Genomic DNA, 24,077 nt, shown 5'->3' with positions numbered 1-24,077 from the left:
ATTTTCACTCCCAATGTTGTTCCCATTGTTTTTCTTCTTCGATTACACGTAACTCTTCCGGCGTAATCAAGAATAACTCCATCTGGTGTTTTCGTTTAGCCCCTTCGACGAGAAAACGAGGGCTTCCCCCCGTCTCTTCGTCATACAGCGTGATTAATCCTGCTGCTTTGTCCAAAAAGAAGGCGGTTTTTGCGCGCAATTGGCTCGGGTCCTCGTACGGACGTTGGGTCAGCGGTTCAAAAAAGTCAGCCTCGAGCTGCAAGCGGATGAACAGTTCTTGTTCAAACGGCTTGTACTTCTCTTCCATCTGTAAAAAAGGTGGAAACACGGCAATTTTGATTGGATAAGATTCTCTTAACTCTAACAATACTTCTCCAGCCCACAATTCACAACCGTTCGTGCCACTAAAGATGAACCATTCGGCCCCAAGCTCGATCGCTTCCATTATTTTTCGCTCGTAAGCTTCTTTGATGATATCGATGCCAGGATGGTCGGCTTTGAAGATGCCGAGCTCATGTGGACGATATCCTGTGATGGCGACAACTTTCATGACCGCTTCCTTTCTAACCGATTCATCCGGTGACGGAGTGCCCGCATCTCGGTCAAGGCGGTCTGTCGAAGCACCGTCTCTTTCCGTTCCGAGAGCGTCAGCGCCTGCTCGGTGAACGTGATGGCTCGGTTGATGTCTTTTTGATGATGTTCGGCATATTTCGCCAACTCGACGAATGCCTCGACCGTACCGACCTGTTCGAACAGCGGCAACGCCTGCTCCATCTGGCCGGTCCGTTTTAACAGCAGGGCTTGACGCATCAAGGCACGTTTCGTCGGTTGTTCAAGCCGCTCATATTCTTGAAGCGCCGCCTCGGCGTTACCGAGATCGTTCAACCAGTGGGCCCGCTCTTCCCCGAACGGCGTCTCATCGGCTTCGACGAGATGACAGAGCCGTTTATAGAGTGAGACAAGACTCAAACAGTCAGCATGGTGGTGTTCGATGACGGGCTGGATGATATCCGGTTCCCGTTCTTTCACGTATTGAAAATAGTGCATCGGCGCCAAAAAGCCAGGCATGTCGTCCGTCCGGGCATGACCGAAGTGGGCCTCGACCGCTTTGAGCGAGACCGATTCAAGTGTCGGTTTCAACAGACGACGTGAGGCATGCAACAAATCGACGTGGCCGACAGCCGGGAGCGCCTTCACTTTCGAACGGACAAACGTATGCCTTGTTTTGATTTGGGGCCAGTCGAACGACTTGCCGTTATACGTCACGAAACGAACCTCGTCGCCGATGTCATTCAAGAAGTGATAGTAGAACGCCGTCTCGAATGCCGGGTGCGGCAACACGTACTGAATCATCTCCAGATGATCGTCTTGGAAGCGCGCGAAGCCGATTAAAAAGATTGAGGTGCCGGAGCCGCGAAGCCCGGTCGTCTCGGTGTCCATGAACAATACCTGTTCAGATGGCACATCGACTTGAAAGAACGGATGGGTCGATGTCGCGAGCGAGGCTTTCGCCTCTCCGAACGTATAATCATGATACGTCTCATCGAGTGGATAAATCTGTTTCAAGCGGACGCACCACTCTTGTTCGAACGTCAAAATCTCTCCGCCGCGCTCGCGCCACTTCGCCTGTTCGACGTCGTCCGGCGTCACGGTCACCTGTTTCGGTTCATTCGTTTTAATGAGTCGTGATAGTTTTGCTTTCATATCGTTCCTTTCAATGCTTGCAACTGTCTGACGACCTGCTGTTTAAAGTCACCGTAGCCGATCATTCCGACACAGCGCGGACAACCGCTCTCGCACGGACAATCGTCGACCGTTCGAATGGCCGCATCCAAGACCTCATCGGCGTCGCGATAAAGTGCTTCGCTCAGCCCGATGCCGCCCGGATAACGGTCATATAAATAAACGGTCGGTTTATTTGTATGCGTCGCTTTCATTTGAATCGTCGTGAACAGATCGAGCGTGTCACACATCAAATAGAGCGGGGCTAGGCGTCGCAACAGATCGCTGACCGCCTCGAGCTGGTCTTCCATGTCGGCTTCCGAATAGGCGAACCGTTCGTCGAGCGTGAACCATGTCGCGGTCGTATGAAGTTCCCGCTCCGGCAAGTGAATCGGTCCGGAACCGATATTCTCATGCGTCCCGAACTTGATTTTCTTGAACAGGGTCGCCATCGCGATGACCGACACTTCCCCGAACGTCTTCACGCCGGTCGTCTTGTTCTCTTCCAACACTTTCAGTTCGACTGCCAAATTGGCGTCCGTATAGTAGTCGACGTCGACGCGTCGGACGTACGCTTTCTTCTCTTCGAAGTCGAGACGTTCGACTTGATACTGCTCGGCGCCATGTAAATAGATGGCTTCGTCGTGGAGCAACGTCATCGCGCTGAACGTATCCATCTCACCGATGACTTGGTTCTTCGCGGTTTGATCGACGATGACGACGTTCTCTTGGTCACTCGTCCGAAGCGAGATGTCATGGGCCGGGAACGCATCAGTCATCCAATAATATTTATCGGCCCGTTCATGCAAGATGTGGGCGTCCGTCAAGAAATCGAGAATCTCTTCCGTCTCGACCGTGCCGAACCGCTCCCCTTTCTGGAAAGGCAGTTCGAAGGCGGCACATTTCATATGATCGACGAGGATGATTAAATTGTTCGGGTCGAGACGAGCCGCTTCCGGAGACCGGTCTAAAATCAAATCGGGCTGTTCGACGACGAGTTGGTCGAGCGATGACGATGAGGCGACGAAGATGACGAGCGCCTCGGAATGACGGCGTCCGGCCCGGCCGGCTTGTTGCCACATCGAGGCGACCGTTCCCGGATAGCCGTTCAACACACACGCTTGCAATTGGCCGATATCGACGCCGAGTTCAAGCGCATTCGTCGAGACGACGGCCTTAATCTCCCCGTTACGGAGCCGGCGCTCGATTTCGCGACGCTCCGACGGCAAGTAACCGCCTCGGTACCCGACAATCGACTTTGGACCGAGCTCGCGCCGCGTCAATTCTTGTAAATACGTCAACAACACCTCGACCCTGACGCGTGAGCGGGCGAAGACGATCGTTTGGATGTCCGCCTCGACCAATTTTGAGGCGATGCGCTTCGTCTCGAGCGTCGCGCTCCGGCGAATGCCGAGCGCTTCATTGACGACGGGCGGGTTATAGAAAATCAAATGCTTCTTACCTTGTGGCGCCCCGTTATTGTCGACGAGGACGACGTCTTCTTCCGTCAACAGTTCAGCCAGCTCGACCGGGTTGGCAATCGTCGCCGACGTCATAATCCATTTCGGATGACTCCCGTAATAGGCGCAAATCCGTTTCAGGCGGCGGAAGACGTTGGCGACATGGCTACCGAACACGCCGCGATACGTATGAAGCTCATCGACGACGATATACTCCAAATTCTCGAACAAGCGAATCCATTTCGTATGATGCGGCAAGATGCCAGAATGCAACATATCTGGATTCGTGATGACGATATTGCCGGCGTCCCGTACTTTCGTTCGGGCTGCCGGTGCCGTGTCGCCATCATAAGTGAAGCAACGCAAGTCGCCCTCGAGCGCTTCGACCATCTCCATCAAATCGCTGTTTTGGTCTTGAGCGAGCGCCTTCGTCGGATACAAATAGAGCGCCCGAGCGTTCGGTTGTTCAATCATTTTCGACAGGACGGGTAGATTGTAACAGAGCGTCTTCCCGGATGCGGTCGGTGTGACGATGACCGTCGAGTTCCCACGCGACGTCTGCTCGATTGCTTCTGCTTGATGGGTGTACAGTTGTTCAATTCCCCGGCCATGCAGCACCCGGACAAGATCTGGCGGCACACTCGACGGAATCGGTGCGTAGCGGGCCGGTTTCGCCTCGACTGTATGCCAATGTGTCACGTTTTGAGAAAAGCCCGGGTCGGTCTTGAGCGTATGGATCATTTCTTCCACGGAACGTTTTTTCCGCATGAGGTTCACCTTCTTTACGATTTCGAAGGTGCGAGTCGCTCCACGATTGCTTTCACTTCGCCGATCCGTTCATCGCGTACGAGCCGATGGACAGTAGGTAAACGCAGCACATCCATTTCTTTGAAGGCGTCGGCAACATGTCCATTCTCTTCTTCGAGTCGAATGATCGCATCGTCATACAACCGTTGCGTCGACCGTCCGAACAAGACGATGGTATGTAGCTTCGTGCATTTCGAATGAACGGCTTGCAAGTGTTTCGTGTAACGCTGCACCGCTTTATGATAATCTTCATGCGTCGAGAGCGCTTGACGCTTGCCCCGCAGAAGTTCTGGATAGAATGTTTCGTCGCCGAGGAACATCGTCTCGACGCCGATTCGTTTCAAATAAGGATGGCCACTGGCCTCGGCCACAGCTTGATCATCAATCAAACGTCCGAACGGAATCGACTCCTCGACGAGCAATCGGCTCATTTTCAAGCCGTTGATACCGTGTAACGGAATACCTAAATCATCGTCTTGCAGTCGGTCGATCACAAACAACACTTTCATCTTGCGTTTCAGTGAGAGTTGTACCATGTGTCACCATCCTATTCGCTTTCTTTTCATTATAGCAAACGAAACAGAAAAACAGGGCGCTGATGTCGCCCTGTTTGCTGTGAGTCGGTTTTAGTCACGACCACCGTTGCCATTCCCGTTGCCGTTACCCTGGCTATTCGAGTCTGTCGATTGACGGCTGACGTCTCCATTCGTATCCGCTTCCCCATCAGTCTCATCGGCTGGTGGTTCTTCTTCGGTCGGTGGTTCCGTATTCTCGTCTTCGGTGTTCGTGTCGTTGCCGTTATTCTCATTGTTTTCGCTGTTTTCATTATTCTCGTTATTGCCGTTGTTCTCAGTATTTTCGCCATCGGTCGGTTCGCCTTCCTCTTCAGGCGGCGTCTCTTCCGTGGCTGGTTCTTCTTCCTCTTCGGCCGGAGGCTCTTCGCCTCGTTCGACCGTGTAAGACGTTTGAAGTGGGCTCGATTGTTGATCACCGACGAGCGCATTCGTCGCGTTGGCGACAATCGTGAACGTCGTCTGCCCTTCCGCCAGACCGGCGATGGCGATGCTCGTGTCTTCGGTCGTCCCGACGACACGTTCGCTACCGTCCGGACGTGTCTCCGTCACGGTGAAAGAAAGACCTTGATAGCCAGCGGCTTGTACTCCTTGTGTGTCATACGACCACGAGAGTGTGCCTGTCTCACCTGGCACATCATAGTCAATCGATGCGCCGGTCGGAGCGGCCAGTTTATCCGGCTGTAAATCTTTCGGTTTCGTCCCTTTGACGTACAACTCATTGCCGAGCGAGAGCACCGATTCCGGTTGCTGGAAGCGGTCCGGTTGTCCCGTCGCGTTCGTCACTTCTTGCATCATATACTCGAAATAGTATTGGGCGTAGTTCGGCTTCATCACAGATACAGGTGTGGCGCTGGAACGACCCGTCCATACCGAGATTGAGTAGTCGGTCGTATATCCGGTGAACCATTTATCCTTCTCGTCGCCCTCTTCATCGGTCGTTGTTCCGGTCTTCCCGGCAACATCCCACGGGAACGCACCAGGCTCATACGTGCCGTTCGAACCGCTGACGACGTCACGGAGCATGTCCGTTAACATATACGCTGTATAGTCTTCCATCGCCTGCTTCGCCTTGATTGGCGAATTGATCGTCGATCCGTCGTTGAACTCGATTTTTTGAATCAAGTGCGGCTTCGTGTACATCCCGTTCGTCCCGAGCGCAGCGTAAGCAGCCGCCATTTGCGTCGTGCTTGCTTCCGCCGTCCCGAGTGCGTTCGACGCGTTCATCTCGTCGCCTGACATCGACGGTTCGATGCCGACGTTCTCGACGAACGATTGAATCGCGTCTTGGCCGAACTCGTCGCGTACTTCATAAAAGGCACGGACGGCCGGGGTGTTACCGGAAATCGTCAAGTAATAGCGCATCGTATTCGCGCCGCGGAAACCTTCGTAATAGTTTAGTGGCTTATAGTTATCGTCCTCGTCAAACGCTTTATCAATCAACACTTTCCCCGTCGACCATTGCGCATTCTCGATGCCTGGACCGTAATCGAAGAACGGCTTCGCCGTGGAACCGATTTGACGTTTCTCACGCGAATAGTCGCGATAGTTCTTATCGCCTTGTTTCGCTTGTTCGCTGTCAATGACGGCGACGATTTCACCCGTCTTCGTATTCAGCACGGTCGCACCCATACGAAGATCTTCTGGGAACTGATCTGCAGGAAGATTGACGTTATTGTTTTTGATGTCGCTGTTGAACTTCGTATGCAACTCTTTATTGATTGACGTGTATACTTTCAAGCCCGTCCCGTAAATATCGGCCTGCTCGAGACCGTAGTCTTCTTCGAGCTCGGCCTGGACGCGGGCGTAAATCGAACGTGTATACGACTCTTCTTCCGATTGGGCACCCGGCGAGATGATATCCGCAATCTCGACGTCGAGCGCCTCATTGTATTGTTCTTCCGTGATGTGACCGTCACGCTTCATCGAAGAGAGCACTTGCTCTTGACGGTAACGCGTGAGCTCTTGGTCACCACTGATTGGGTCATAGGCGCTCGGACGTTGCGGGAGACCGGCCAAGATGGCCGCCTCTTGATAGTTCACTTCCGAGACCGGCTTATTGAAGTATGTCTTCGAAGCCGCTTGGACACCCCATGCCCCTGAACCATAATAGTTCTTGTTCAAGTACATCTCTAAAATCTGTTCTTTCGTGTATTCGCGCTCAAGTTTGATGGCGAGCCACTGCTCTTGCAGTTTCCGTTTCAACTTTTTATCCGTTGATAAGAACGACTGCTTGACGAGCTGTTGCGTGATCGTCGAACCGCCTTCGGCCCCGAAGCCGTCGGTCACGTTCGCGAGCACGGCACCGCCGATGCGACGCAAGTCGACCCCGTTATGTTCATAGAAACGACGGTCCTCGATTGAGATGACCGCTTGTTGCATCACTTCCGAGATATCGTCAATCGAGACGTACTCGCGAATCTGTCCGTTCTCTTCGAGCGGTTCACCTTCAGCCGATAGCAGCTGAATCGGGTACGTATCGACCAATTTCTCTTCATCGAGCGGTGGTGCTGTCGCGATCGCATACGCGGTGTATGCGCCGCCGGCGATGACGCCGATGATGAATAAAATCCCTAAAATCGTTATTATGCGTCGAAACTTCGACTTCTTCGCTTTTGGTTTCGGCTTTTTGGCCGCTGGTTTACGTTTATTGGTCGTCGTGTCTTGTCGACGTGCCATCCGACTTCGTTCCATTCACGCTTCACTCCTTCTATTTCAATCGAGCCATGCTTCGATCGCCGTCAAATAATCGATGGCCGGCATCGCCCGGGTTGGAACTTCAATTGCTTCTTGCTCGATATAGGAGAGCGGAATCGACTTGCGTCCTGATTCGCGCTGTTCCCACCAGACTAATAATTGCTCCGTTGATAACACATATTGCGTATTATAGCGGCTAAACCGAATGATGACAAAACAAATCCCTCCATGCCGCTCACACTCGCGCATGTGGTGGATTTGGTGGTCGTGGAAGTTTCCGAGCGGAAACGACGTTTTATTGTTCGTCTCTTTTGCCTCGAAATCGATATACTTGCCGCGATACACCCCATTATAATCGGTCGTCGATGCTTGCTTGAAATACGCTTCGGTTACTTTCGCCGCGCTCCGTTTCGGATAATCGACTTTCACGATTTGCAGCGGCGTCGGTTTCTTATGGATGACCGCCCGACTGTGGAGCCGATAAAACTCGTTCGTGTCGTTCAGCAGCGTCTCGAGGTTCATGCCTCGGTTCGCATACGTCTGCGGATTCGATCGGGCCGGCCCAGCCGAAGGTTGCGGCTTTTTTCCGTTTGGATAATGGAACAATGTCGTCACCCCTAATATCTAGTTTAACAGGTTCGCCCAGCCGTTCCTTCCGTCTGAAGTCTGATTGTCGAGTTCTGTCGCTCGACTCCTGTGTGGATTTTCCGCAATCCATATCGTACCAAACTCCCGTATGTTAAACTAGTATGTAGTGCATTGTGTAGTCAAATTGACACGACCTTGTTACGGAGAAGCTATTTATTTTTCTGAAATAAGTCTTCTACTTATTAGCCATAATCAGGGCGGATTAAACGCAGATTGACGGAAGTTTCTAAAAAGTGTGCAATAAATAGTGTAACCCAAGGTTGATAAACAATTAGCAGGCCCGCTTTTATAAGCAGTAGAGCCATGGTTGGAGGAGTAAGATGGAAACACAAAAGAAGTATGTCATGTTCGTCGATGAGACGGGAACGCCAAAGGGGAACACGCAATTCAATCTGACCGGCGTATTGATGGAATATAAATATGCAATTGATGCCGACGAGGCCGGCATGCCTTGCGAATTGAAACGTCGGTTACACGCCTTCAAACGCGACGTGTTCAAGACAGAAAATATCCCGCTCCATTTAAAAGAGATTTTAAAAGCCGAGCATCCGTACGGGAAAGAAGACGGCATCACGATCGATATGCTTCGTGATTTCTGGAACAAGTTGCCTGATTTCTTGCGCGATATCGACTGTACGATCGTCAGCGTCGAGGTCGATAAACAAAAGCTCCATGACTTCTACTCGACACCGAAAGACCCGTACGTCGTCGCATTCGCTCACTTGATGAAGTCGTTCTATGCGTTTTTGGAAGAGACGGAAGCCGTCAGCGCCCGCGTCGTCTTGGAGTCACGGGATGACTATCAGAACTTGCTCATCCAAAAAGCGTTCTTCGATATCTTCAATTCGGGGACGGTCCATCTCGACGTCGAGAAGAGCCGTCAAAAAATCAAAGGCTTCATCTTTTCAGAGAAGCAGAACACGGTGTATCAGTCGGGTCTCGAAATCGCTGACCTCGTCTGCCTCCCGCTCTCGCGCGTGCGTCGCGGCGTCATCGAAGTAAAACCACGGTTCGTCCATTATGGGGATGAGAACCGCATCTTCAAAGCCATCAAGGACAAGATTTACATTCGTAAAGAAAGTCCTGACCAAGATTTCCGCAACTGGGGATTCAAAAAAGTACCGATTACGAAAAAGCGCCGCGAATGGAGCGACCATCCGTGGAATCACTAAAAACTGCCTTGCCGATCATCATTCGGCAAGGCAGTTTTTATGTTCGGCGCAAGCCCGGGAGCGTCTCCCGCAAACGAATGAGCGCGTTGAGGCCGGCCAAAAACGGGATCACGGCCACCAATCCGATTGCCCAGCCGATGGACAAGACATCGGTCAACAGCCCGGCGAATATAGCCCCGAACGCATAGCCACTGTCGCGCCAAAAACGATAGACGCCCATCGCCGAGGCGCGCCACGAAGGTTCGGCGACGTCACTGATTGAGGCTTGGAGCGTCGGATAGACCATCGCCGTCCCGATGCCAAGCATGACCGCTGCGAACACCCATTGCCAATAGTCGGTCATGACGAGAATCGCCCATAGCGAGCCGGCCTGAACCCACATCCCTGCGACAATCAACCCTTTTCGTCCGATGCGGTCGCTCCACACACCGGTGAACAGTTGAAAGAAGCCCCATGCCGCGGGGTAGAGCGCCACGATCAGCCCGATCTCCGCGAGACTCAGCCCTTGGGCGGCAAAATAAATCGGGAACAAGCCCCATGCCATGCCGTCCTTCAAATTGGTCGACAGACCGGCTACCGTCAGGCTCGAGAGCGAACGATTTCTCCATGTCGTCGCCAGGAATACCTGTTTCGGCGAACGTGTCTTTTCAGGTTGACCTATAGACTGAAGCTGTAATTGTTTCGTCGTATCGCGGACGAACAACGATAACGTGAGACCGATCAAGGCGACGACTACACCGATGTAGAACGGTTCCGGCCGACTGCCGTATGTGACGGCAACCATCCCGGACACCGCCGCCATCACGGCGACGCCAATATAACCCGCGAACTCATTCAGTCCGACCGCCAGTCCCCGCTCCGTCGGTTTGGCCAAATCAATTTTCATATTGACCGTCATCGACCACGTCAGCCCTTGGTTGACCCCAAGCAAGACATTCGCCACGATAATCACCCACCATGCCGATGCTGATATGACGAGCACGGGAACGAGGAGCCCGATTGCCCAACCGAAGATGAGCACTTTTTTGCGACCGTATCGGTCGGCGATGGCTCCTGCGAAGTAATTGACGACCGCCTTCGAGAATCCGAAACTGATGATAAACGAGAGTGCCGCACTCGTCGAGATGAGAGCAAAATCCTCTTCTCCGATAATAGGCAAGATCGTCCGCTCAAGCCCTACCATCGATCCGACAAAGAAGTTTGTCACGACGAGCAGTATAAAATTGAATCGATTTTCTCGGACGCCGATACGTGGTTGATTCATATACATCCTCCTTGCCAACTGGTTGCTGGATTGAGTATATCAAAAAATACCCCCGTACGTATAAAAAGCGTCTTCCCGATCTCGTGATCAGGAAGACGCTTCCGTTCATTGTCCGGTCGCTTGCTTGGACTTCATTCGTTTCTTCCCTTCGCGGCACATATCGAGTAGCGGACATGTCTCGCAAGCAGGACGTTGCGCTTTGCAGTGATAGCGGCCGAAGAAGATGAACTGGTGATGGAGCTGTGACCATTCTTCGCGCGGGAACTTCTTCATGAGCGTGTCCTCGACTTGACGGACGTTATCTTTCCAACGACAGATGCCGAGACGTTTCGAGACGCGCTCGACGTGCGTGTCGACGGCGAATGCCGGTTCGTGAAACGCGACGGACAAGACGACGTTCGCCGTCTTCCGTCCGACGCCAGGCAACGCCTCGAGCGATTCGCGATCCGACGGGACGATCCCGTCGTGACGTTCCACGATTTGCATCGAGAGCGCCTTCACGTTTTTCGCCTTGTTCCGATAGAGACCGATGCGCTTGATTAACGCCTCGATGTCGGCGACGTCAGCAGCGGCCATCGATTCGACGGTCGGATAGGTCTCGAACAGACCAGGCGTCACTTTGTTGACGAGTGCATCGGTCGCCTGCGCCGACAACGCCACGGCCACGACAAGCTCGAACGGATTACGGTGCGTCAACTCACAGTGGGCGTCCGGGAACATGCGACGCATCGTGTCAGACACTTCGGTCAATTGGGCTCTCGTCAACATCACTTTTTCCTCCGTTGATAATCGACGAGGTCCTCGAGTGACTCGACGTTATGGTCTTGCCACACTCTGAGAATCTTGTCCATATATTTAAAGTTGCGTACGTTGCGAAGCTTTGCTTCCCGAAGCGCGGCCATAATCAGCTCTTCACTGAAGCCGTCCTCGGTCAACCAACCGACAATCTGTTCGATCTCGAACGGGGTGATCGTCCCGAATTCGCGCTCAAACGTATGAATGATGTTCTCATTTAACGAATGAGCCGATTTTTCAGGTGTCGCCCCTTCTTCGAGTGCAAGGAACAACGGGAGCAGACTGTATCGTTCAACCTCGGTCGACGCATCGATGGCGATCAACTCTTTTTGGAGCAAGCCGAGCAAGACGGAACGAGCCTCGCTCTCGGCCACGTTCATCCGGTCTCCGAGTTCGCTCGGAAGCGGCATCTCAATGCCTTCCCCTGTCATCTCAAGCAAGTGGATGACGAGATTGAACTCGACCGGACTCAAGTTGAGGCGACGCGCCTCCGTGAACAATTTTCTCGGAACGACGACTGGATTTTGTTCGAACAGCTTGATTAGATTATGTGCATCCATGTCGCACATCCTTTCTAGACAAATCAATCGGGGAAGACGAAGTCATCCCCGATTGGCGATTATGGGTGAATGCGGTTCAAAAGGCGTGGGAACGGAATCGCTTCGCGGATATGCTCAATCCCGCTAATCCAGGCGACCGTACGCTCAAGGCCAAGACCGAAGCCAGAGTGCGGGACCGATCCGTATTTGCGGAGTTCGAGGTACCAGTCGTACGCGTCCGTCTCATCGAGACCTTCTTTGATGATTTCTTCTTTCAACCGGTCGTAATCGTCTTCACGTTGCGAACCGCCGATAATCTCGCCGTAGCCTTCCGGTGCGATCAAGTCGGCACAGAGGACGAGTTCCGGGTTTTCCGGATCGACTTTCATATAGAACGGCTTGATGTCTTTCGGCCAATGTGTGATGAACACCGGGAGGTCATGCGCGTTGGCGATGGCCGTCTCGTGCGGGGCACCGAAATCGTCGCCGTACTCGATGTCGTCGAAGCCTTCGTCTTTCAAGAACTTGATCGCATCGGTGTAACGGACACGCGGGAACGGTGCTTGGACTTTCTCAAGTTTCGACAAGTCGCGTCCGAGCAGTTCCAATTCGTTGCGGCAGTTCTCGAGCGCCGATTTGGCGATATACGAGACGTAGCGCTCTTGGAGCTCGAGGCTCATGTCGTGGTCGAAGAATGCCATCTCCGGCTCGATCATCCAGAACTCGATCAAGTGGCGGCGCGTCTTCGATTTCTCGGCGCGGAACGTCGGTCCGAACGAGAATACTTTGCCAAGTGCCATCGCGGCAGCTTCCATGTATAGCTGGCCCGTTTGTGACAAGTAGGCCGGTTGTCCGAAGTAATCTGTCTCGAACAACTCAGTCGTGCCTTCCGGTGCACTCGACGTGATGATTGGTGGATCGATTTTCACGAAACCTTCTTGGTTGTAGAACTCATACGTCGCCCGAATCAATTCGTTACGAACTTTCATGATCGCGTGCTGGCGACGCGAACGGAGCCAAAGGTGACGATTGTCCATCAAGAACTCGGTGCCGTGCTCTTTCGGTGTGATCGGATAGTCGACCGATTCCGCGATCACTTCCATCGCCGTCACTTCGAGCTCGAAGCCGAGCGGCGTGCGTCCGCCGTCCGATTTGACCGTACCCGTGACCCAGACCGAAGTTTCTTGCGTCACGCCTTTAGCGAGTGCGAACAACTCTTCGGCTACATCCGCTTTGACGACGACGGCTTGAGCGAAACCGCTCCCGTCACGAAGTTGAAGGAAAGCGATCTTTCCACTCGAACGTTTGTTGGCGATCCAGGCTCCGACGCGGACCGTCTGGCCTTCGTAATCTTTAAATTGGCTGATTGAAATTGTTGTCATATCCATATCCATCCTTTCGCTTATCGAGCGTTACGTGTAATGAAGTCTTCTACTCGATCGAGCGCTTCTAATACCCGTTTCAATTCTGTTGCATAAGACAAGCGGACGTAGTCGTCCTGTCCGAAACCTGAGCCTGGGACGAGGGCGACGAACGCTTCGCCGAGCACGGCCTCACACCATGCGTCGACCGAGTCGTACCCGCTCATCGATGCCGCCTCTTTGGCGTTGGCATATAAGTAAAATGCGCCTTGCGGCTTCAAGCATGTGATGCCTGGGATGGCAATCAAACGCTCATAAACGATCTCGAGTCGTTCCGCGAATGAGACACGCATCATCTCGACGTCGTCTTGTGGCCCGTTATACGCTTCGACCGCCGCCGCTTGAGCGATTGACGTCGGGTTCGATGTCGAGTGCGATGCGAGGTTCGTCATCGCCTCGATAATCGTCTTATCGCCGACCGCATAACCGATGCGCCATCCGGTCATCGCGTGTGACTTCGAGACGCCGTTGATGATGATCGTCCGCTCCAACATCCCTGGAAGCGTCGCGATCGAGACGAACTCCGCATCGCCGTAGACGAGTTTCTCATAAATCTCGTCACTGACGACGAGCAAGTCGTGTCGTTTGATGACGTCCGCGAGTGCCGACAGCTCGGCCTCGGTATAAATCATACCAGTCGGGTTCGACGGACTGTTCAAGATGACCGCTTTCGTCCGATCCGTGATGGCCGCCTCGAGCAACTCTGGCGTCAATTTGAACATCGTCGACTCGTTCGTATCGACGTAGACCGGGACACCGTCCGCGAGCTTCACTTGCTCCGGATAGCTGACCCAGTACGGTACCGGGATGATGACCTCGTCGCCTTCATCTAAAATCGCTTGGAACAATGTATAGAGGGCATGCTTCGCACCTGAGGCGACCATGACCTCCGCACGCGTGAACGTCAAGTTGCTGTCGCGCTTCGTCTTCTCGATGATCGCGTCTTTCAATTCGACCGTTCCGCCTGATGGCGTATATTTCGTGTCACCATCGCGCGCGGCCTGACAGGCTGCCTCGATGATGCGTTCCGGCGTATTGAAATCCGGTTCCCCGGCGCCGAGGCCGATGACGTCTTGTCCCGAAGCCTTTAACGCTTTCGCTTTCGCTGTGATGGCGAGTGTCGTTGAAGGTGTCAACTGCTTTACACGTTGTGCCAATAGATGTTCCACAAAAACTCCCCCTTGGTTTCGTTACGAGTCCGTCAATTGGACCCGTCGAATAAATTCGCCCGCTTGGAGCGTATAATACGAATACGTATACGATGCGCCCGATTTCGTCACGACCTCAATCAAGGCCCGTTCGTCGAACCCGTATTTACAGCTGACGAGTGACCCGCCCGTTTCTGCGACCGATTCGGCACAGACTTGATCGAGGTCGACCGACGCGATGTCACGCGTCACAATCGGCAACTTGTCATCGACTGGCACGAACTGGACTTGATCCGTCTCCTCGAAGACGACGTACGGTTCCGTCCCATTGTACAGCTCGGCCCGTTCGATGTTGACGGACGGTTGCTCGGTCTCGAGACGCTCGCGTGCCGCCTCGATCATCTTGTCTTTCGTGCGCTCGGTATGACCGACCGTGAACCAATAGATGCCACTAAATACGATGACGACACCGATGAGTGCCGTCATGAACGCAACCACTACTTTGGTCTTCCGTGTCATTCCGTCCGATAGATGGTGAACACCATCTCTTCTTTCTTCGGATCATTCACTTTTTTCTCTAAAGCAAGACCGAACATTAAATCTTGGCCCTTCAACGTGCGGTTCAACAAGTCGACAATTTTGTATACATCTGCCGTCGGCTCGATTCGAACCGTCGCCAACGTCTCGATATTCGAATTCATGATTACTCCTCCTTCAAAAAACACTATACCCATTATTATAAAACGATAATATCACGATGCCTAGCGTTATCTCTGATTTCCTAGGCCGGTCTTTTCTTTCTCGTCTAAAAACAGCTCCAGTTCGGCGAGTGCGGTCTCGAGCGGACCGTCGATTCGGTCGACGGCCGGCAAACTGTTAATGAACTGCTTCCCATAACGGGTCGTCTCGACACGACGGTCGAAGACGAAGATGGCGCCGTAATCCTCTTTCGAGCGAATCAGACGGCCGACTCCTTGTTTAAAGCGGATGACCGCTTGCGGGAGTGACAGCTCGAAGAATGACGATTTGCCTGTCGCCTCGATTTTCTCGGACCGCGCCTGCATGACCGGTTGGTCGGGCGGGGCGAACGGGAGTCGGACGATAATGAGGCAAGTGAGTGCCTCGCCCGGAATGTCGACGCCTTCCCAGAAGCTGGCCGTCCCGAACAAAATCGATTGGTCGATGCGCTTGAATTGTTTCGTCAAACGGCTACGTGATCCACCGCTGACGCCTTGGGCGAGGAGCGTATAGCCCTCATCAAGCTGGTCTTTGACGGCCTCATGCGTCAAGCGCAACAATTCGTTCGATGTGAACAAGACGAGCATCCGTCCTTTCGTCACATTGGCGATTTGGGCAATCGAGCCTGCAATCTGTTCGACGAACCGCGGCAACGGAACCTCGTTGATGAGCGGGATGTCGGATGGCACGAACAGTTTCGCTTGTTTCTTGAAATCAAACGGTGACGCCAGGACGACGCGACGGACATCTTCGCCGTCGAGTCCAAGACGGCGTTCGATGAATCCGAATCGGCCCGAAACGGTCATCGTCGCCGACGTCAAGACGGTCGGACGCTTGGCGAACAGTCGTTCATGCAAGAGCGGACCGATTTCCACCGGTTGCGTATACACCGAAGTCAACTTACGGTTGGCCAGGTTGAGTTCGACCCAACTGACAGCATCGTCATCCCGCGTGAGCATCGTCTCGTAGAGCACGCTCTCGATATCGCGCACGTCCCCGATGAACGCCTTCAAATCCCCGAGCACGGCCCGTTGTTTGAACGTCATATGTTCTTTATGCTCATCGAGAAGCCGATGCAGTTGCCGGAGCGTCGTCCGGAGTGTCCGCAGACGGTCTTCGAGTCGCTTCGCCACTTCCCGAATCGGACGGAACGGCTCCCCTTCCCGCTCGAAGCGGACGGTTTGACGTTGCTCCCGCTTTTTACCGAGCGACTGGAGCGCCGTGAGCAAATCGTTCAGTTCATCGTCGACGCGGGCGAGCGCTTGATCGGTCGCCTTGCTGAACGCCTCGGCTTCTTCCGCGACGGCCGTCAAATCAGCGAGTCCGAGCACGCGTGAATGGAACTTGCCATCGGCGCCGTAACCGAACCACTTGAACAAGCGGTCGAACTGAATCGCGTCGAACGTCACACCGAAGTGATGCGACGCGACTTCCTCGACTTGATGGGCCTCATCTAAGATGAGCGGCGTATCGGTCGGAAGAATCCCGGCCTGATGCTGCAAATCAGAGAACAATAAGGCGTGGTTCGTCACGATGATATCGGCCTCTTTCGAGCGCAAGACGGCCCGGGTGAAGAAGTCCCGGCTATACCACGGGTCGAAACGCCCGAAGTCCGAGGCCGCGTCGGCTTGGATGAGCCGTTTGAACGAGGCCGGCCCTTGTGACGCCGCACCCGGTAGCGACAACTCTTCCAAGTCGCCTGTCACGGTCTCGGTCAACCAGACGAGTACCATCGCCTTGCACATCGCCGGGAGCAAGCCTTCGTTCGCCTCCTCGAGAATCATCTCGAACTTGCGGAGGTCGATGTAATTGCGTCTCCCTTTCAACAACGTGAATTCGACTTCAGGGAAAATCGCTTTTAAAATCGGCAAATCTCGAGTCAACAGCTGTTCCTGCAATTGAATCGTATGTGTGCTGACGACGACCGGTCGTTTCGTCTCGAGCGCGTGATGTGCGCTCGGAATCAAATACGCCAACGTTTTTCCGGTCCCTGTTCCCGCCTCGATTAACAGTGTCGCTTCGTCATCGAGCGCTTTATAGACGTGGCGCATCATCTCGAATTGACTTTGACGCGGTTCGAATTGCCCGAACAATGCCGGGAGCGTCTCTTCAATCGTCCGGTGAAGGAACGGCTCGAACGGCTCGCGTTCGACGGCGGGTTCGAACGTGTCGACGAGACGTCTCAGTGCGATTTTCCGATGAATATCGTACGTCGTCTCGTCGTCGGCTCGAATCCCGACTTGAATGATCAACTCATCGAGCAGCGGCTCGACGTTGCTCGTCCACGATTCGGACAACCGCCGCAATTGTTTCAACGTGACGAGCGGTAACGCGCGCAACCGCTCGACCAAACGAACGAACAGTTCAGCCGTTGCCTCGGCGTCGCTCAGCGCGCGGTGCGCGTCGGTGTGGACGAGGTTGAACGTCTCGGCGAGCGACTCAAGTGCGTGGCTCTCGAGCGTCGGGTATAGAATCCGTGCCAGCTCGACCGTGTCGATGGCCCGGCCCTGGAACGGGATATACCCGGCCAACTCTAAGCTTTCATTCAAAAAATTCAAATCAAACGATACGTTATGGGCGACAAAAATCCGCCCGTCTAGCATCTTCCATATATCTGGGATCACTTCCTCAAACGTCGGGGCTTCCGCCACGTCTTGATTCGTGATCGTCGTCAACTGCGTGATAAAAGGCGGGATCGGGCGACTCGGACGAATCAAGGTACTGTAGCGCTCAATCACTTCACTCCCTTGAACGACCACCGCCGCAAATTCAATCAATTCGTCGCCGGACTTGACGGAATGACCAGTCGTCTCCAAATCCACTATCACATAGGTGTCCATAACATCCATCCCATCTTCGGCACGCTCGTGCTTTCTGTCTGTCTCATCTTACCATAGAACGATACACGAAAAAACGGGGATGCCTCTCGCGGACATCCCCGTTCGTCTTATAAAATCGTATGGGCGATTTCTTCGTATAGAAGTTGATCGATCTCGTTTCGCTCGTTCAAGACGGCGACTTTCGGACGATGTTGTTTCGCTTCCTCGGCCGTCATTTGACCGTACGCCATGATAATGACGACGTCCCCGACTTGGAAGTGACGGGCCGCAGCCCCGTTCAAACAGACGACACCTGAACCTCGTTCGCCCTTGATGACGTACGTCTCGATGCGAGCCCCGTTATGGTTGTTCGTGATGTGGACATGCTCGTTTTCCATGATCCCGACCGCATCCATTAAATCTTCATCGATCGTGATCGAGCCGACGTAATGTAAGTTCGCCTCGGTGACGGTCGCCTTGTGTAGTTTTGCGTGCATAAATGTTCGAATCATTGGATTCATCCTCTCTTCCAAATCACATTATCAATCAAGCGGGCCCGTTCGAACTGCACCGCTACAGCAATCAATAGTTCGGTTGACGCGGAGGTCACCTCGGTCAACGTCGGATAGTCTTTGATTTCGACATAGTCGATCGTACTATTCGGAATGTTCTTCAAGCGGTCCTCGAGCCGTGCCATCACGTCTCGAATCGCCTCACCTTGCGCAAGGGCGTCTCGCGCCTCGATCAAGGCACGGTTGATGTCACTCGCATCCGCCTTCTCTGACTCCGACAAATAGACGTTACGGGACGATTTCGCAAGGCCCGACGGTTCACGGATAATCGCACAGCGGCGAATCTCGACCGGGACGAAATAGTCGCGGACGTAGCCTTCGATTAGAGCGACCTGTTGCGCATCCTTCAACCCGAAGTAAGCGCGGGTCGGACGGACGAGATTGAACAGCTTCGAAACGACGGTCAAGACGCCATCGAAATGACCGGGACGACTGGCCCCGCATAAGACGTCAGCGCCGGTGCGCACCGTCACACGTGCCATGTCGAGCGGGTACATCGTCTCCGTGTTCGGGTAGAACAAGACGTCGACACCTGCCTCGCGGGCGAGTGCCTCGTCCCGCTCGAAATCACGCGGATAGCGGTCGAGATCCTCGTTCGGTCCGAACTGGGTCGGGTTGACGAAGATGCTCATGACGACGAGGTCGTTTTCTGACTTGGCCGCTTCGACGAGACTGAGGTGCCCTTCATGCAAATAACCCATCGTCGGGACGAAACCGATCGTCCCGACACCTGTCAATGCTTCTTGTAACGAACGTGGGGTCGTGACGATGTTCATGCCTTGCCCCCGTAGAGCGTGTCGAGCAATGACTCATCCATCGTGAACGTGTGCCGTTCGAGCGGGAACGAGCCGTCTTTCGTCGCATCGACGTAATTGCGGATTGCCGTCGTCGCCACTTCATTCACGTCGGCATATGCCTCGACGAACTTTGGAAGGCGGTCGACGCCATATTTCAAGATATCGTGATAGACGAGTACTTGGCCATCCACATCGGCACCCGCACCGATTCCGATGACCGGGATGCTGAGCGCCTCGGCAATCTTTTTGGCCAATTGATGTGGCACACATTCGAGGACGAGCATCTTTGCGCCAACCCGCTCCGCCTCGAGGCTATCGGCAATCAACTGTTCTGCGTCTTCGAGCGACTTGCCTTGTACTTTATAACCTTCGAGCACACCGACAGATTGCGGAGTGAGGCCAAGGTGGGCGACACACGGCATACCGACTTTCGTCAGACGCTCGATCGTTTCAAGCACCTCGCCAGCCCCTTCAAGTTTAATCGCATCGGCCTGTCCGTCTTGGAACAACGTCGCGGCCGCTTGGAGCGTGCGGTCGAAATCACCGTGGTATGTCGCGAACGGCATATCAACGACGACGAACGTGTCACGGGCCCCGCGGCGAACCGCTTTCGCGTGATGGACCATGTCAGAGATTGTCACAGGAATCGTCGAATCGTAACCGAGCACGACCATCCCGAGCGAATCCCCGACTAAAATGATATCGACGCCTGCAGCCTCGGCCAGTTTCGCTGACGGATAATCGTAGGCGGTCAACATGACCAATTTCTCTTCTTGCTTCATCTTCTTCAATAACGAAGTCATCGTATGCATATAGTTCTCCTCCTAATGTGGAGACAGGTTAGAAAAAACGCCTTCCTACACGAATGGTAAGAAGGCGCACGAAAACAATCTCAAGTAGATGAGTGTCCTTCTGTCCCTGTCAAAATGATCAAGGCAGACAAAAAAATGTAGTGACGGTCTGCAGTGCTGGTACACTTCGCGAGCGATAGCGTCCGGCACATTCATTATAGACCACGAACCCGTTTCCATCAATCATTCCAAACTGCGATCTCGGCAGAGTAAATCGGCTCGACCGTTCCTTCATGTTCCAACAGGAGTGCCCCATCCTCTGAAATGCCGCGCATCGTCCCGCGTCTTGGCTTCCCTGACGCCGTCAACGTCACCGGTTCGTTCAGATAAGCGGCGTGTTCGAGCCAATGGGCGCGCACAGAATCAAATCCTGACGCGAGGAACAAATCGTATTCCGTCTCGAGCTCGGCGAGCAAGTGAGCGAGCAACTCGCTTCTCCGATACGTCTGATTCATTTCCAGCTTGATGGACGTCGCGCGATGGGCGAGCTCGTCCGGGATGACATCGCTATTGACGTTCAACCCGAACCCAAGGATGACGGCTTGAATCCGGTCACCCTCCGTCTGCATCTCAGTCAAGATGCCGCCGATTTTTTTCCCATTGAGCAACAAGTCATTCGGCCATTTGATGGTGGCCGGGATACCTTGCGCGTGCAAAGCGCGCGCGAACGCGCTCGCCGCCATGAGCGTCAGCTTCGAGGCGTCGCGAATCGGCAGCGCCGGGCGCAGGATGACACTCGCCGCGATATTGACGTGGCTCGGATTATACCAGTTCCGGCCGAGTTGGCCTCGTCCCGCTGTCTGCTCCTCGCTGATGACGAGCGTTCCTTCGAGGACGCCCTTTTGCGCCAATTCATGGGCGATGCGTTGGGTCGTATCGACTTGATCAAACGCATGGACGGTTTGTCCGAACCGCCCTTTTCGGAACGATACGAACGCCGGCTCATCGAGTCGGTCGGTCTGGCCGAACAATTGATACCCTTTTCGAGGAATCGTCTCAATCGCATACCCATCTTGTTTTAACGTCTCGATATGCTTCCAAATAGCGGTACGTGAAATATTTAATTGACGGGCCAACTCCTGACCACTCCAGACGGTCCCGTCCTGCAACAGGTTTAATACTTTTCCGCGTGTTGAAGCCATCGTTTCGCCTCCTTTCGTAACGGTTCCGGTTCGTTGGCGAGCTCGCCGTCCAGCACGAGCCGTTCGACGTGGGCGAGCACTTGTTTGATGAGCGGGCCCTTGGCCCCGATTTGGAGCGCATCACGGCCGTCGAAGCGAAGCTCCCGGCGCGATTGAATCGGCAACTGCCGCTTCAACTGTTCAGCCGTCTCCGTCCGACCCGACATGTCGAGATACGTCGAGAGCGTCGCCGTCGTCGTCTCGTAAATCGTGAACGTGTCGAGGCCGGTCGTGAACAACCGGGCGAGCACGTTCGCTTCCCGTTTCAGCGCGTTCGAGCGTTTCCACGGCGTCAACCAATCGGTTGCAGCGGCATGATGGACGAACAGCGCCCAGCCGCCGACCGGATTGACCGGCGTCCGTCTGTCGGCGATGACGCGCTCAATCAGTTCTGCCGAGACGTTCGGTAAATACTGATGGATGCCGAGGTCCAGTATCGCCGCCAGCGCTTTTCGATACGCCGGACCGACCATCAACTTCTCGAACTCGATGGCGACCCGCTCCATCGCGATGTCTTGCAGTTTATGACCGAGTTCGCGGGAAGCTCGTTGCACGTCATCATCGAGACGGAAATCGAGCTGGGCCATGAAGCGGAACGCCCGCATGATGCGGAGCGCGTCCTCATTGAAGCGTTCGTACGGGCTGCCGACGGTACGGATGACACGCGCCTCAAGATCCATCCGACCGCCGAACAAATCGACGACGTTGCCATCGTGGAACGCCATCGCGTTCATCGTGAAGTCGCGCCGTTTCATGTCCTCCTCGAGCGAGACGCCGAGCGACACGTGGTCGGGCCGTCTCGAATCCGAATACGTCCCTTCCGACCGGAACGTCGTCACTTCGAACGGATGATGGTCGAGAATGACCGTCACTGTGCCGTGATCGATTCCGGTCGGTACCGATTTCGGGAACAAGCGCATGACTTCGTCCGGAAAGAGCGACGTGGCGATATCGATGTCATCCGGAAGCGTACCGAGCATATAGTCGCGGACGGCCCCCCCGACGATATACGCTTCGCCGCCGTGGGCGTTAATCGTCTCGATAATCCGTTTGGCGTATTCCCATTCCGTCATGGGCGCACCACCTGTTCATAAAGCGATTCATATGCCGTGACGATATCGGCCGACGCGAACTGTTTGGCCCGTTCGAGCCCGTTCGTGCGGAAGCGTGCATGCAGTTCCCCGTCGAGCAAAATCGCTTCGAGCGCTCTCGTCGCCGCGAGCGCGTCGCCGCGTTTGACGACGAACCCTTCCACGCCGTCAGTGATGACTTCCGGCAATCCGCCCGCATCGCTGACGACCGATGGGACGCCCGTCGCCATCGCCTCGAGCGCGACGAGACCGAACGCCTCTTTGTCCGATAACAGGATGTGGACGTCGCAAATCGACAAGAGCGCCGCCACTTGTTCTTGCTTCCCGGCGAAGATGACTTGCTCTTCGAGTCCCATTTCGCTCACGAGGCGGCGCATCGCTCCCATGAGCGGACCGTCGCCGACGAGGAGCAGTTTCTTATGTGGGACGTTCATCTGCTGGAACGCCTCGAGCACGAGATCGATTCGCTTCACTTGCCGGAAGTTCGAGATATGGATGACGACCCGGTCTTGATCGGACAAGCCATACCGTTCGCGGAGGGACGTGTCGGCCTGCGGTTGATAGACCGCCTCATCGATGAAGTTGTGGATGACGTCAATCGATAAGTCGGACCCGATCCGCTCGAGCGTCTCTTGCTTCAAACTGTCCGAGACGGCCGTGATGGCGTTTGATTGGCGTAAGCCGTACAAAATCGCCGGCTTCAATTCCTCATCTTCGCCGAGCACGGTGATATCCGTGCCATGGAGTGTCGACACGATCGGTGTCTTCGTCCCCGCCATCTCGCGCCCGAGGGCGGCACAGACGGCGTGCGGCACCGCATAGTGGGCGTGGATGACATCGAGGCCGAACGCCCGGATGACGCTCGCAATCTTCGACGCCAGTGTGATGTCGTACGGTGGATACCGGAACACCGAGTATTGATTGATCTCGACTTGGTGGAACGTGATATTCGGATGATAAGCGTTCAATCGGAATGGGATGCTCGACGTGATGAAATGGACGTCATGGCCCCGGTCGGCGAGTTTCATCCCGAGCTCGGTGGCGAGAATGCCCGAACCCCCGACCGACGGATAACAGAGAACTCCGATTCGTAGACTCATGTGAGCTCACCTGCCTGATGGACCACATATGGACGGCTCGTCATCAACCCTTCCGCATATGCGGTCCCGATTAAGCTACCGAAGTGACGTTCCCGCGCCAATACCCGTTCGAGATAGGCGTCCGTGAGCGGCGTTGCCACGCCGTCGACCGGTGTGAACTGACTGGCATAGGCACGCAAGGCGTCAAGTTTTTGCTCGATTGTCCCCGTGATGTCGATGCAGACGTCCGGTGTCGTATGGGCGTTAATCATATATTGATAGACACTCGACGGCCGATATGCCGGGACGTCGGGCATGTATTTACGGATTCCGGCATTAAAGAGCGCCTCCTCGACGAGTCGGGCGCAGGCGCCGTGATCGGGATGGCGGTCGATGCCGTATGGATACAGGACGTGTGTCGGACGCTCGGACCGAATCAATCGGACGATCGCCTCGATTTGCGTTGCGTCCCCAGTCAGGCCCCGGTCCGGGAACCCGAGATTGATGCGACGGATGCCGAGCACCCGATCGGCCGTTTCGGCTTCGGTGCCGCGCGTGACGACGTCCCCATTCGAAGACAGCTCCGCTCTCGTCAAATCGACGTATAGAACGTCGACCCCGGCCTTGGTCCATTGGGCGGTCATGCCGGCGATTCCGATTTCGATATCGTCCGGATGGGCCCCAATTGCTACTATTTTCATAAA

General features: G+C 54.5%; 22 protein-coding genes. 1 reads left to right on the top strand and 21 read right to left on the bottom strand.

Going from position 1 to position 24,077, the window contains the following annotated elements; all coding sequences use genetic code 11:
* Positions 1–4: 4 nt before the first annotated feature.
* The 6 genes from M467_RS26605 to recU form a co-directional block, all read right to left on the bottom strand.
* Positions 5–550, bottom strand: a complete 546-nt coding sequence (locus M467_RS26605; RefSeq protein WP_021067236.1) for an SLOG family protein — start codon at positions 548–550, stop codon at positions 5–7.
* Positions 547–1,704, bottom strand: coding sequence for a ribonuclease H-like domain-containing protein (locus M467_RS26600; protein WP_021067235.1), 1,158 nt, complete (start codon positions 1,702–1,704; stop codon positions 547–549). Before M467_RS26600 ends, M467_RS26605 begins: the two co-directional genes overlap by 4 nt.
* The gene (locus M467_RS26595) at positions 1,701–3,950 is read right to left on the bottom strand and encodes a DEAD/DEAH box helicase (protein WP_021067234.1); all 2,250 of its coding nucleotides are present in this window, start codon (positions 3,948–3,950) and stop codon (positions 1,701–1,703) included. Before M467_RS26595 ends, M467_RS26600 begins: the two co-directional genes overlap by 4 nt.
* Before the next feature lie 14 nt (positions 3,951–3,964).
* Entirely contained in the window at positions 3,965–4,525 is a 561-nt protein-coding gene (locus tag M467_RS26590) for a hypothetical protein (protein WP_021067233.1), read from the bottom strand.
* Between the two features lie 90 nt (positions 4,526–4,615).
* The gene (locus M467_RS26585) at positions 4,616–7,255 is read right to left on the bottom strand and encodes a transglycosylase domain-containing protein (RefSeq protein WP_021067232.1); all 2,640 of its coding nucleotides are present in this window, start codon (positions 7,253–7,255) and stop codon (positions 4,616–4,618) included.
* 21 nt (positions 7,256–7,276) lie between these two features.
* Complete coding sequence (gene recU, locus M467_RS26580) at positions 7,277–7,873, bottom strand: Holliday junction resolvase RecU (RefSeq protein ID WP_029595649.1); 597 nt, start codon at positions 7,871–7,873, stop codon at positions 7,277–7,279.
* 353 nt (positions 7,874–8,226) lie between these two features.
* Between recU and M467_RS26575 the strand changes: the two genes are divergently transcribed.
* Complete coding sequence (locus M467_RS26575; protein WP_021067230.1) at positions 8,227–9,078, top strand: DUF3800 domain-containing protein; 852 nt, start codon at positions 8,227–8,229, stop codon at positions 9,076–9,078.
* Positions 9,079–9,115: 37 nt separating this feature from the next.
* On the opposite strand, the gene M467_RS26570 is transcribed toward M467_RS26575, so the two are convergent.
* From M467_RS26570 to bshB1, 15 genes are all read right to left on the bottom strand, one after another.
* On the bottom strand, positions 9,116–10,342 hold the full coding sequence (locus M467_RS26570; protein ID WP_021067229.1) for an MFS transporter: 1,227 nt from the start codon (positions 10,340–10,342) through the stop codon (positions 9,116–9,118).
* Between the two features lie 105 nt (positions 10,343–10,447).
* On the bottom strand, positions 10,448–11,110 hold the full coding sequence (gene nth, locus M467_RS26565) for an endonuclease III (RefSeq protein ID WP_021067228.1): 663 nt from the start codon (positions 11,108–11,110) through the stop codon (positions 10,448–10,450).
* Complete coding sequence (locus M467_RS26560) at positions 11,110–11,697, bottom strand: DnaD domain-containing protein (protein WP_021067227.1); 588 nt, start codon at positions 11,695–11,697, stop codon at positions 11,110–11,112. The genes nth and M467_RS26560 overlap by 1 nt, the downstream gene beginning before the upstream one ends.
* A gap of 59 nt (positions 11,698–11,756) precedes the next feature.
* A complete protein-coding gene (gene asnS / locus M467_RS26555) occupies positions 11,757–13,058 on the bottom strand; it encodes an asparagine--tRNA ligase (RefSeq protein ID WP_021067226.1) in 1,302 nt (433 codons plus the stop codon).
* A gap of 20 nt (positions 13,059–13,078) precedes the next feature.
* Positions 13,079–14,266 carry a pyridoxal phosphate-dependent aminotransferase gene (locus M467_RS26550; protein WP_021067225.1) on the bottom strand — a complete coding sequence of 396 codons (1,188 nt, stop codon included), beginning with the start codon at positions 14,264–14,266 and terminating at the stop codon, positions 13,079–13,081.
* 21 nt (positions 14,267–14,287) lie between these two features.
* Entirely contained in the window at positions 14,288–14,731 is a 444-nt protein-coding gene (locus M467_RS26545; protein WP_235045185.1) for a hypothetical protein, read from the bottom strand.
* 29 nt (positions 14,732–14,760) lie between these two features.
* Positions 14,761–14,946: a YpmA family protein gene (locus tag M467_RS26540; protein WP_021067223.1), complete on the bottom strand. Its 186-nt coding sequence runs from the start codon at positions 14,944–14,946 to the stop codon at positions 14,761–14,763.
* 66 nt (positions 14,947–15,012) lie between these two features.
* Complete coding sequence (gene dinG, locus M467_RS26535) at positions 15,013–17,823, bottom strand: ATP-dependent DNA helicase DinG (protein ID WP_021067222.1); 2,811 nt, start codon at positions 17,821–17,823, stop codon at positions 15,013–15,015.
* A gap of 107 nt (positions 17,824–17,930) precedes the next feature.
* On the bottom strand, positions 17,931–18,314 hold the full coding sequence (gene panD / locus M467_RS26530; RefSeq protein WP_021067221.1) for an aspartate 1-decarboxylase: 384 nt from the start codon (positions 18,312–18,314) through the stop codon (positions 17,931–17,933).
* 5 nt (positions 18,315–18,319) lie between these two features.
* Positions 18,320–19,150, bottom strand: a complete 831-nt coding sequence (gene panC / locus M467_RS26525) for a pantoate--beta-alanine ligase (protein WP_021067220.1) — start codon at positions 19,148–19,150, stop codon at positions 18,320–18,322.
* Positions 19,147–19,983, bottom strand: coding sequence for a 3-methyl-2-oxobutanoate hydroxymethyltransferase (gene panB / locus M467_RS26520; RefSeq protein ID WP_021067219.1), 837 nt, complete (start codon positions 19,981–19,983; stop codon positions 19,147–19,149). The genes panC and panB overlap by 4 nt, the downstream gene beginning before the upstream one ends.
* Before the next feature lie 218 nt (positions 19,984–20,201).
* Positions 20,202–21,164 carry a biotin--[acetyl-CoA-carboxylase] ligase gene (locus tag M467_RS26515; protein WP_021067218.1) on the bottom strand — a complete coding sequence of 321 codons (963 nt, stop codon included), beginning with the start codon at positions 21,162–21,164 and terminating at the stop codon, positions 20,202–20,204.
* Positions 21,137–22,276 (bottom strand): CCA tRNA nucleotidyltransferase, encoded by a 1,140-nt coding sequence (locus M467_RS26510; protein WP_021067217.1) that lies wholly within the window; start codon positions 22,274–22,276, stop codon positions 21,137–21,139. The genes M467_RS26515 and M467_RS26510 overlap by 28 nt, the downstream gene beginning before the upstream one ends.
* Complete coding sequence (bshA, locus tag M467_RS26505) at positions 22,273–23,394, bottom strand: N-acetyl-alpha-D-glucosaminyl L-malate synthase BshA (protein ID WP_021067216.1); 1,122 nt, start codon at positions 23,392–23,394, stop codon at positions 22,273–22,275. The genes M467_RS26510 and bshA overlap by 4 nt, the downstream gene beginning before the upstream one ends.
* Positions 23,391–24,074 carry a bacillithiol biosynthesis deacetylase BshB1 gene (gene bshB1, locus M467_RS26500; protein ID WP_021067215.1) on the bottom strand — a complete coding sequence of 228 codons (684 nt, stop codon included), beginning with the start codon at positions 24,072–24,074 and terminating at the stop codon, positions 23,391–23,393. The genes bshA and bshB1 overlap by 4 nt, the downstream gene beginning before the upstream one ends.
* Positions 24,075–24,077 lie beyond the last annotated feature (3 nt).

Source organism: Exiguobacterium chiriqhucha RW-2 (assembly GCF_000416965.1).
GTDB classification, from domain to species: Bacteria; Bacillota; Bacilli; order Exiguobacteriales; family Exiguobacteriaceae; genus Exiguobacterium; species Exiguobacterium chiriqhucha.
The sequence above is the reverse complement of the archived record's forward strand: the minus strand, read 5'-3'. Positions and strand labels throughout refer to the sequence as shown.